General features: G+C 65.9%; 9 protein-coding genes and 2 pseudogenes. 5 read left to right on the top strand and 6 right to left on the bottom strand.

Annotated elements, in window-relative coordinates; translation table 11 throughout:
• Window positions 1–10 precede the first annotated feature (10 nt).
• Window positions 11–184, top strand: a pseudogene (locus F9K20_RS11930) (alpha-ketoacid dehydrogenase subunit beta); the annotation flags it as partial.
• Window positions 185–537: 353 nt separating this feature from the next.
• On the opposite strand, the gene F9K20_RS11925 reads toward F9K20_RS11930, so the two are convergent.
• The gene (locus F9K20_RS11925; RefSeq protein WP_291001719.1) at window positions 538–2,046 is read right to left on the bottom strand and encodes an OmpA family protein; all 1,509 of its coding nucleotides are present in this window, start codon (window positions 2,044–2,046) and stop codon (window positions 538–540) included.
• A gap of 247 nt (window positions 2,047–2,293) precedes the next feature.
• A complete protein-coding gene (locus F9K20_RS11920; protein ID WP_291001716.1) occupies window positions 2,294–3,580 on the bottom strand; it encodes a cyclopropane-fatty-acyl-phospholipid synthase family protein in 1,287 nt (428 codons plus the stop codon).
• A 521-nt stretch (window positions 3,581–4,101) separates the two neighbouring features.
• Between F9K20_RS11920 and F9K20_RS11915 the strand changes: the two genes are divergently transcribed.
• From F9K20_RS11915 to arsC, 4 genes are all read left to right on the top strand, one after another.
• Window positions 4,102–4,455 carry a helix-turn-helix transcriptional regulator gene (locus F9K20_RS11915; protein ID WP_291001713.1) on the top strand — a complete coding sequence of 118 codons (354 nt, stop codon included), beginning with the start codon at window positions 4,102–4,104 and terminating at the stop codon, window positions 4,453–4,455.
• Window positions 4,452–4,976: an arsenate reductase ArsC gene (locus tag F9K20_RS11910; RefSeq protein WP_291001710.1), complete on the top strand. Its 525-nt coding sequence runs from the start codon at window positions 4,452–4,454 to the stop codon at window positions 4,974–4,976. Before F9K20_RS11915 ends, F9K20_RS11910 begins: the two co-directional genes overlap by 4 nt.
• 73 nt (window positions 4,977–5,049) lie before the next feature.
• Entirely contained in the window at window positions 5,050–6,108 is a 1,059-nt protein-coding gene (gene arsB / locus F9K20_RS11905; RefSeq protein WP_291001707.1) for an ACR3 family arsenite efflux transporter, read from the top strand.
• Window positions 6,109–6,144: 36 nt separating this feature from the next.
• Complete coding sequence (arsC, locus tag F9K20_RS11900; protein ID WP_291001704.1) at window positions 6,145–6,564, top strand: arsenate reductase (glutaredoxin); 420 nt, start codon at window positions 6,145–6,147, stop codon at window positions 6,562–6,564.
• A 61-nt stretch (window positions 6,565–6,625) separates the two neighbouring features.
• On the opposite strand, the gene F9K20_RS11895 is transcribed toward arsC, so the two are convergent.
• From F9K20_RS11895 to F9K20_RS11880, 4 genes and pseudogenes are all read right to left on the bottom strand, one after another.
• Window positions 6,626–7,744 (bottom strand): aminomethyltransferase family protein, encoded by a 1,119-nt coding sequence (locus F9K20_RS11895; RefSeq protein WP_291001731.1) that lies wholly within the window; start codon window positions 7,742–7,744, stop codon window positions 6,626–6,628.
• 57 nt (window positions 7,745–7,801) lie between these two features.
• Window positions 7,802–8,839: pseudogene (locus F9K20_RS11890) on the bottom strand (DUF3445 domain-containing protein); the annotation flags it as partial.
• A 35-nt stretch (window positions 8,840–8,874) separates the two neighbouring features.
• A complete protein-coding gene (locus F9K20_RS11885; protein ID WP_291001701.1) occupies window positions 8,875–9,840 on the bottom strand; it encodes a PDR/VanB family oxidoreductase in 966 nt (321 codons plus the stop codon).
• Window positions 9,837–10,445 (bottom strand): dimethylamine monooxygenase subunit DmmA family protein, encoded by a 609-nt coding sequence (locus tag F9K20_RS11880; RefSeq protein ID WP_291001698.1) that lies wholly within the window; start codon window positions 10,443–10,445, stop codon window positions 9,837–9,839. Before F9K20_RS11880 ends, F9K20_RS11885 begins: the two co-directional genes overlap by 4 nt.
• Window positions 10,446–10,473 lie beyond the last annotated feature (28 nt).

Below are 10,473 nucleotides of genomic sequence, written 5' to 3'. Positions count from 1 at the left end.
GGCCGATGCGATCGCGCACGAAATGCGCACCGACCCTCGCGTGTTCGTGATGGGCGAAGACGTCGGAGCGCTCGGCGGCGTCTTCGGCAACACCCGCGGCCTGATCGATGAGTTCGGGCCCGAGCGCGTGCGCGATACGCCGATTTCGGAAACCGGCTTCATCGGCGCCGCGGTCGGCGCCGCCTGCCCGCTGATGGCGCGGTTGAAGCGCTCGCCCTCCGCGCTCGCGCGCGGCGCCACCTCGATCTTCGGCTCGCTCGGCGCCGGCGTATGCGAAACGCCTGAAACAGCGACAGCCGCGGACTTGGTCGAGCGTCCGTAGTAGAACCGCCGCTTCAGACCACAAGCGAGAACCGCACCGAAAAAGAACGCCAACGCCAATAGCAGCGTCGACTGCCAAAGCAGCTCCGTCATCGTCTCAACTCCCCACAAACTTCCCGCGCGCGTTCACCCGCGCGTCAGTCTTCCACCTTGGCACATGCAATCCACGCCACGACGAAGCCGGCGGCGAATGCCGCGGCGGTGTACCAGGCAAGATTAGCGATTAGATAGTCCATTGCGCGTCCCCTGCTTTCGTATGGGCATCGGCGGTGGCGGCGCGTTGCGCGCCGTGATGGACACCTCGATGCGACGGTTCTTGGCCCGGTTCGCCCGGGTATCGTTGGGCGCCACCGGCCGCGTCTCGCCGTACCCAACGGCGGCGAGCCGCCCCGCGTCAATGCCCTTATCGATCATATAGGCGGCGACGCCGCGCGCGCGGCGCCGCGACAGAGCGAGATTGCGGCGTGGGTTACCCGAGGCGTCGGCATGTCCGGAAATGTTCAGCGCCGCCTCGGGGCAGCCGTTCAGGCTGCCGATAAGCCGGTCGATCAGCGCTTTACCGGAGCTGTCGAGCCCGGCGCGACCACGAGCGAAATGCACCTCGACCTGCCGGGCGGCGCCTCGGACATCACCCACGCAGGCGGCGTCGGGGGCAATGTTGCTCTGAGGTAACGCTGCCGTCTCAAAGCGCGGCGCGGGGGTGGGCGCCGGCACATCTGCCTTGGCGGCGGCCTTGCTCGGCGTGGGGAGCGGTGGGGGCGCCTGCCCAGCGACTACCTTCTCCGTCGGCGGCGTCGGCTGCGCCGCGCTCGACTTCGGCTCGGGCACAGGCGGAGCCAGAGCTGCGGCTTTGGCGTCCGGCCTGGGCGATGGGAGAACCGGCGCCGCGGCCGTCTTCGGCTCGGACGTAGGTGGGGCCCGCGCTGCGGCTCTGGTATCCGGGTTTGACGATGCCGGCGCTGCCGCCGCGGGCGCCTTCGGCTGGGGCAGCGGTATGGGCTGGGCTGTCGTCGACTTCGGCTCTGGCAGCAGCGGCACAGGCTGGCCCGGCGCTGCCTGGGGCGCCGGCAATGCGGGCTCTGCGGCGAGCTTCCGCTCAGGCACCGGAGATACGGTCTGCGGGACGGCGGCCTTATCGCGCGGCAGAGGAACCGGCGGTGCGGCGGTCATCTTCTGCGGGGGTATTTCCAGCGTGCCCTGCGCCCCAGCCGGAGGCACCTGCTCGGGTGCCTGTTGCGCAGGCGCAGCACTGTTGTCGTCAAGCAGGACGGTCGCTGGCCCGCTGGCGGCGATGTCGGTCGTGTGTTGCTCACGCGCCCGAACCGCCATCTGCGGTGGTTCGGCGGCGACGAGCACGGCGGCGCCATCTGCCGCCGCGAGGGGCAGGCGGTCAGCAGCCTCAATTGCCACGGCTGGTGGAGCGACGTCGCGCAATGCCTGCCGCGGTGGCGCCTCTTCCGTTATGCGGGCAAAGCGCAGCTCGGCGGTGTCCGCAGTTGCGTCTCGCATCTCGACGACACGTACGCCCCAAACGCCCCTCACCAGGGCAACGGCCTCGGCGCGCTGGCGCTCGTTGACCGGATGCCCGACCAGCAGTCCGTCGCGCCCGGAGAAGGCCACCGACGCCCAATCGTGGCCGGCCGCGGCAAGGACGGCGGCGCTGCGCTGCTCGAGGTCGCGCTCGATGAGGTCGGACTCGACGTGGACGGCCAGCCAGCTCAACATCGCAATCGGGATGAGTCCCCATAGCCACCGTGCCGGATGGCATCTCATGCGAACCGTGCCTCCGCATTCGGCGCAGTTGACGCAGCGCTGCCGAGACCCCGTGTCCCGCCATCTGTGCACCGCTCGCGGCGCTGGCCCGGCCGGCAACTAAGCTGCCGCGGCCCCATTCCCCCGACGCGCGGACTATAGACAATGGCCTCCCCGTTTCCAAGCGGCGGGAAAAGCGCGAGGAGGCGAAAAAGTGCAATCAAAGCCGCTGCTTGCGGAGCGGGACTGGCTCTATTGCGCTGACTTGCGCGATGCTTGCTTCGGCCTCGCGCAGGCGCAGGTCCTCGTAGCGCTCGGCGATGCAGTCGCGGGTCAGCGGCACGGCATCGGCGCGGCGTGCGCACTGGACCTGGAACACGGCGACGTTCTGGAAGCGGAACGCCGCCTCGCAGCAGGCGAGGTAGTATTCCCACATGCGGCAGAAGCGCTCATCGTAAAGCGCCGCCGCCTCCTCGCGGCGCGCCATGAAGCGCCGGCGCCAGTTGAGAAGCGTCTCGGCATAGTGCATGCGCAGGCATTCAACGTCGGTGATCAAGAGGCCCGCCCGTTCGATGGCGGGTACCATCTCCGACAGCGCCGGAAGCTGGCCGCCGGGGAAGATGTACTTGTCGAGCCACGGGTTCGGGTACCACGGGCCGTCCATATGGCCGATGGTATGCAACACCATGACCCCATCGGGCTTCAGGAGCTGCCGGCACTTGCTGAAGTAGGTCGGATAGAAGCGCGGGCCGACGTGCTCGAACATGCCGACCGAGACGATGCGGTCAAAGCTGCCTTCCACCTCGCGGTAGTCCTGCAGCACGAAGCGCACGCTGTCAGACAGCCCCGCCTTGGCCGCGCGATCGCGTGCCACCTGCAGCTGCTCGGTCGACAGCGTGATTCCCTGCACCTGGCGCGCACCGCCGATCTGCTTGAGGTAGAGCGCGAGCCCGCCCCATCCGCTGCCGATGTCGAGCACGCGGCTGTCGGGCTCGACGAGAAGCTTGGCGGTGAGCAACCGCTTCTTGGCGAGCTGGGCTTCCTCGAGCGTGCAGTCGGGCCGCTCGAAATAGGCGCAGCTGTATTGCTCGTCGGCGTCGAGAAACAGCTCGTAAAGGCGGCGGTCGAGGTCGTAGTGATGGGCGACGTTGCGGCGCGCGCGCCAGCGATTGTTGCGGCTGACCTTGCTCCGGGTCAGGAAGCGGAGCTTGCCCAGCAGCCGCATCGGCAGCGACCGTTCCCCCGTCTTGGCGTCGCGCAGCAAGAGGGCGAGAAAATCGTAAATCGTGCCGCACTCGACGACGATGCGGCCGTCCATGAACAACTCGCCCAGGCGCAGCTCGGGATTGAGCACCGTGGCGCGTTCGGCGGCACGGTCCAGGAAGCGGACGCGGACCTCTTCCCCCGATCCGTCGCCGAAAGTGAATTCCTTGCCGCGCGCAGTGACGATCGTCAGCGCCCCGCGCTTGACGAGCCTCGACAATACTGCCGTCAGCACCTTTTCCATGTCACGACTACCGGCAAGCCAGCCAGCGTAACGCGGCGCCGGCGCCAGGCGCAAGCGGCGGGCATCACCCCCACTCCAACGTACGCAGATAGTCTTAGGAGACGCTAAACGGTAGTGCCGTGCTCAAACTATGGGCAACAACGCGGGCCTTCCGGCCCGCGTTGCATCGACCCACTCGATGCGTCGATGCGCGGTCGACCTCACCAGCCCCAAGAGATGCCCGCGCAGCCGGCGACCACGTTGCCGGAATCGTAGGTCTTGCCTACGCGCCTTCCGCCCGCTGACTTTGGCAACCGCGCGAGGATTAGTACGTAAGCGCCCCGGGTGCGGTTTCTTAGTGGCGCGTTGAACACTCGCGGGATCGGTGACGGCCGCCGGCCCACGCGGTTGATTTTCTTCATGTTCTGCTACGACACCGTCCATGGGCGGAACGCCGTTCGCCGCGCCTGCACGGCCACCCGCCCGCGGCTCATCCGGCCCGCAATAATTGCATAATTCAATAATTCTTGTATTGTGCCGGCATGGATGAGAAGCACGCCGTCACCTCGCTCGCCGCCTTGGCCCACCCGCAGCGCCTGCGCATCTTCCGCCTGCTCGTGCAACGAGGCCCGAGCGGCCTTGCCGCCTTCGAGATCGCCGACGCCATCGAGGCGAGCCCGACGGCCGCCTCGTTCCACCTCAAGGAGCTCGACCGTGCCGGGCTCATCCACGCGACGCGCGAAGGGCGCTTCGTGCGCTACGCCATCCACGTCGACGGCATGCGGAAGCTGCTGACCTACCTCACCGAGGACTGCTGCCGCGGACAGCCGGAGTTGTGCGGGTCAAGCGTCGCCAAGACGCGCTCGCTGTGTAAGCCCAAGGGAGGCTCCAGATGACCAACGAACGTCCACTCAACGTCCTGTTCCTCTGCACGCACAACTCGGCACGCTCGATCATCGCCGAGTGCGTGATCAACCGGCTGGGCGTAGGCAAATTCAAAGGCTACAGCGCCGGGAGCCAGCCCAGCGGCCGCGTGCACCCCTATGCCTTGGATCTGTTGCGCCAGCTCAACTACGACACGACCAAGCTGCGCTCCAAGTCCTGGGAGGAGTTCGCCGCCCCGGGTGCGCCAGAGCTCGATTTCGTCTTCACGGTCTGCGATGACGCCGCCAACGAGGTCTGTCCGGTGTGGCCGGGGCAGCCGATGACCGCGCATTGGGGCCTGCCCGATCCATCCGCAGTGAAGGGCACCGAGAGCGAGCAGCACTACGCCTTCGCCGACACGCACCGCATGCTCTATCAGCGCATCAGCATCTTCACCAACCTGCCGCTGGCATCGCTCGACAAGCTGTCGCTGCAGAAGCGGCTCGACGACATCGGCCGCGTGAAATCGGTCGCAGAGCCTCAGCGGGCATAGGACAGCAGCTACTTTCGATGAGTTGCGCTACGGGAGAAGGCCGCGGCCACTATCCGCCGCATCTGAGGTGATCATGTCCACTTTCGAACGCTATCTCACCCTGTGGGTTGGCCTCTGCATCGTGCTTGGCATCGCCCTTGGACACTTCTTTCCGGGCTTTTTCCACGCCGTCGGGTCGGCGGAGATAGCCAAGGTCAACCTCCCCGTCGCGGTGCTGATCTGGTTGATGATCATTCCCATGCTGGCGAAGATCGACTTCGCGGCGCTTGCCGGCGTCAAGCAGCACTGGCGCGGCATCGGCGTGACGCTGCTCATCAACTGGGCGGTCAAGCCGTTCTCGATGGCGCTTCTCGGCTGGCTGTTCGTCGGCTGGCTGTTTGAACCCTACCTGCCGGCCGACCAGATCAACAGCTACATCGCCGGCCTGATCCTGCTGGCGGCGGCACCGTGCACGGCCATGGTGTTCGTGTGGAGCAATCTCGCCGACGGCGAGCCGCACTTCACGCTCAGTCAGGTGGCGCTCAACGATGTGATTATGGTGTTCGCCTTCGCGCCGATCGTCGGATTGCTCCTCGGGCTTTCGGCCATCACGGTACCCTGGGAGACGCTGCTGCTGTCGGTCGTCCTTTACATCGTTGTGCCGGTGGTCATCGCGCAGGTCGTTCGCCGCGCCGCGCTCGGCAGCGGCGAGGGCGCCCTGAAGGCGCTGCTCGCCAGGCTGCAGCCCATATCGCTGGTCGCGTTGCTCACCACGCTCGTCCTTTTGTTCGGCTTCCAGGGCGAGCAAATCCTCGCCCAGCCGCTCATCATCGCCATGCTGGCGGTGCCCATCGTCATCCAGGTGTACTTCAACTCCGGGCTCGCCTATCTACTCAATAGGGCGGCGGGAGAGGCCCACTGCGTGGCGGCACCTTCAGCGCTCATCGGGGCCAGCAACTTCTTCGAGCTCGCCGTCGCGGCAGCCATCAGCCTGTTCGGCTTCGATTCTGGCGCCGCGCTGGCGACCGTCGTCGGCGTGCTGATCGAGGTTCCCGTCATGCTCTCGGTGGTAAGGATCGTGAATTCGACGCGCGACTGGTATGAGTCGGGGATCGCGAAAGACCGGCGTGCGGCGGTAGGCTCCCAACTTTAATACTGCCGCCATCCCGTGTCCGCATCGGAAGAGTCCATGACCGTCACCATCTATCACAACCCCGCCTGCGGCACCTCGCGCAACACCCTTGCCATGATCCGCCAGAGCGGCGAGGAGCCGGTCATCATCGAGTATCTCAAGACGCCGCCGAGCCGGGCCACGCTGAAGCAGCTCATCAAGGCGATGGGAATGACGCCGCGCGAGCTCTTGCGGCGCAAGGGAACACCCTATGAAGATCTCGGACTCGACGATCCCAAATGGAGCGACGAGGAGATCATCGACTTCATGATCGCCCACCCCATCCTCATCAACCGCCCGATCGTCGTCACGCCCAAGGGTGCTCGGCTGTGCCGCCCCTCCGAGCGCGTGCTCGACATGCTGCCGAACCCCGAGATCGGCGAGTTCACCAAAGAGGACGGAGAGGTGGTCTCTTCGCACAGCCAACGTTCCCGATAAAAAAGGCCGGGAGCAGAGCTTCCGCCCCAGTTGGCACACTAGGGGAGGCAAGTGTGCGTGATCACTGCTTGGGATGCGTGCGCAGACGCAGCGGATCGTAGAACGGCATCCGCACGACGGCGCCTGGGTGCTCGCCGTTGTCGTGCACCACGACCTCGGTGCCGAGGCCGGTGAACCCGGGCTCGATTTGCGCCATGGCCAGCGACTTCATGAGGTGCTGGCTGTAGGTGGTGCTCGTCACCACGCCGACCTGCTTGCCGCCCACCGTGATCTTGGCGCCCGGCTCGATGGCGCGATCGACGGCGACTTCGAGGCCGGTAATGAACGAGCGCTCCTGGCCCTTCTTCTCGATCAGCGCCTGCTTGCCGATGAAGTCCGGCTTGCCGAGATCGACCGTCCAGTCGGCGCGCACCTCCCACGGCGTCGTGTCGCCGTGCGGCATATCGAACGGGAAGAACAAGAGGCTGCCTTCCACGCGCACGATGTCGAGGCAGGACCAGGAAACGGGAATGATGCCCTTGGGCTTGCCGATCTCGAGGATCGTATCCCACAGGTAATGGGCATCGGCGGCCGAGCAGAACACCTCATAGCCCCGCTCCGCCGAGTACCCGCCGCGCGCAATGCGTACTTTCTTGCCGAACAGAGTCGTCGGCTCATGGCGGAAGTAGCCGAGGCCGGCGAGATCCATCGGCGTGTGCGGGGCGAGAGTGGCGAGCGCTAAGGGCCCCTGCAGCGACAGGATGTGGACGTCGTTGTCGCGCTCGATCTTGACGTCGAACCTCTCGGCAACGGGAAGCATGGCCTCCTCGAGCGATCCTCCGCCGTGCGAGATGCGGAACTCCTCGGGCCCATCGACATAGACGATCACGTCGTCGATGAGCGCGCCCATCTCGTTGACGATATTGCTGATGTGGGAGTCGCCCGACTTCGCCTTCGATACGTCAGAGGTCAGAAGATGATTGAGGAACGCCAGCGCCCCGCTGCCGGTTACATTGAGCATCTTCAGCATCGACACGTCGAACAGGCCGGCGTGGTAGCGCACGGCGGCCGTCTCCTCGTAAGGGTCGGTCTTGTAATTCTGCGGGACGGGCATGTCGTTCCAGCCCGTGGACAGATCCGCGCCGAGCGCTCTGTGGCGATCATTGAGGACCGACTGCCTGGGGAACTTGTTTGCCGTCATGGGCGTCTCGCTCCGATTGTCTTGTGAGGTTGAGGTTTGCGGGGACGATGGAAGATCGTCGGGCCAGCAGCCGGGGCTCGTCGGCGCGCCGTCGTCGAATTTCGACAGCCACTCGACCGTTGTGTCGCGGTAGCGCGTCAGGCCCTTGTAATCGACGAGCTCGGGCGGCAGCGTTTTCAACACGCGGTGGAAGCGCCGCCCCCACTTCGGCACGGTGACGAGCTCGCGCATCTTGATCAGGTAGCAGCGGATCGAGAACAGGATGGCGTTCGAGCGCGGCAGCCGCCACAGGCCCTGCAGCTCGACGCGCAGGTGCACCTTGTCGCCGACGTTCTCCAGCGTGACCGTGGTGCGGTCGGTGCCCCACTTGTCGTAGTTCTCGGGGCTGGTATCGAGACGCGGGTTGATGGTCATCGTCCAGTTGAGCCGGCGCACCGGGTGACCGTTCTGCAGGTTCAACAGGAACTTCAGCGCCCGCTCGAAGACGCGCGCCCGGTGCGCCAGCGGCACCGGCCCGTGCCATTCGGTGAAATTCATGCCGACGTCGAAATCGAGCGACCAGTCCGCCTGCGTGGTGATGATGCCGGCGTCCATCCACAGCTGACCGTCGCGCTGGTCCTGCAGCGAGAAGTCGCCCTGGCATTGGCGCCCGATGTATTCCATCGGGCCGTAGGGAAGCGTCGCCTCGTCGCCGAACACGAAGCGCTGCTCGATATTCAGCGGCCGGTTGATCCAGTGCCAGCGATTGCCGTCCCGATTGAGCGTGAAGTGCTCGGGATAGTGCGCCGCCATCGACGTCATGAGCAGCTCGAGCATGTCCCACTGCGCCGGCATCATGTGCGGCAGCGCCTGGCAGCGCAGCGGGTCTTTATCGAGCACCAGCGCGCGATCGCGCATCTCGGAAACGTAGTGCTCGTCGATGTCGATGGGGAACTCGTACACCGATCTCTTCGGGCCCGCTAGGTGCGGTTCGATGTTGACCGAGTACATGTATTTGTCTTCGTGGAAGGGGAACGGAAAGCGGCGCACGGCAGCGGGACTGTTGGCGAACGTGAAGTCGTCGCGGAACGTCTCGTTCTTGAAGACCAGGCCCATTATTGTTTGCTCCTCCAGCTACCGAAGCGATGCGATCAGAGATCGAGCGTCAGGCCGCTGCCTGCAGCGCGCGACACGCAGATCATGATTTTCTCCCCCGACGCCTTTTCTACTTCGGTGAGATAGTGGTCGTTGTGTTGCAGCGCCCCGCCGCTGGCCACGACGCGCGTTTCGCATTGCCCGCAAGCGCCGCCCCGACAGAGATAGGGAGCATCGATGCCGTTGTTCTCCAGCGCTTCGAGGATGCTCTGTTGCGGCCCGACGACGATGTCGCGACCCGAGCGCGCGAGCTTGACGGTGAAAGGCTTCCCCGGCGACGGCGCGGTAAAGCGCTCGCAGTGTAGATTCTCCTGCGGCCAGCCGGCGGCGCGGCCGGTGTGCATGGCCCAGTTGATCATCGCGGCGGGACCGCACACGTACATGTGCGTGCCGAGCGGCTGCTCGGCGAGGATGCGCTCCAGCGGCAACGACATGCCGCGATCGGAGCGATAGATGTGCACGCGCGCGCCGTATTGGGCGGCGAGGCGATCGCAGAATGCGCCGCGCTCGGCGCTGCGCACCTTGTAGTGCAGCTCGAAATCGCTGTTGCGCGCGGCGAGCTCGCGCATCATGGCCAGGAAGGGGGTGATGCCGATCCCGCCGGCAACGAGGATGTGCTTGCTGCCTTGCCCCACGAGGGGGAAGAGGTTCACCGGCTCGCTGATGTGCAGCTCGGAGCCCGGTTGCACGTGGTCGTGCATGAACATCGAGCCGCCGCGCGAGCCCGCCGCGCGCAAGACACCGATCTCGTAGCTGCTCCCGTCGTAGGGAGCGCTGATCAGCGAATAGGGGTTCTTCCATACATGGCCGTTCTCGCCGTGCATGGTCACGACGACGTGCGACCCGGCCGAGAATGCGGGTAATGCGGCGCCGCCCGCGTCGATGAGGCGGAAGCGCTTGATCTCGTCGGCGACGCGCTCGATCTCGGCGACGCGCACGCGGCGCAGGGTGGATGCGGTCATGGGAACTGAACCTGCTGTTGCGGAACTTCACCGGGAACCTCGGCGTCGACGCGCACGCCCATGAAGGCGGCCAGTCGCCGCGAGTAGTGATCGCGCACCGTCAGGACGAGCCCACAATGCGCACACAGCACCGGATTGACGGTGACGTTTTCGGTCATGCCCTTGCAGTGAATGCACTGGACGCGGCGCTTGAGGGAGCCGCGGTGCTCGCAGCGCACCGAGCGATGATCGATGCCGAAGCGCATCGCCCGCTGCACGGTCGAGCCGATCAACGGCTCGCTACCCGCTGCGTAGACGCGGGTTCCCATCTTGGCGCGGAAAAGCCGCTCGCCCAGCGCCGCGACGGCAGCGTTGAGATTGGGCAGGGCGATGGTCGACGCCGGTCTCAGTGCTGCTGTCTGAGCTTCGAGCGCCTGCGCGGAGACGAACTCGTCGGCGCACAACAGGACGGTCGTCTTGGCCGCAAACGCGTCCCCGGCGCGACGCAGCATCTCGGCCATCGCAGTGGCCCCGGCGCGATCGCAGATGACGATATTGCTGCTGGCACAGAGATCGGGCTCGAGCCCTGCGTACACGGGCCTGCTTTTGACTTCGCTCGTCAGCAATGTGCTCCCTCCTTGTCCGGTGGCGTCA

The sequence above is a fragment of the Hyphomicrobium sp. genome (assembly GCF_009026145.1).
Taxonomy (GTDB): domain Bacteria; phylum Pseudomonadota; class Alphaproteobacteria; order Rhizobiales; family Hyphomicrobiaceae; genus Hyphomicrobium_A.
The sequence above is the reverse complement of the archived record's forward strand: the minus strand, read 5'-3'. Positions and strand labels throughout refer to the sequence as shown.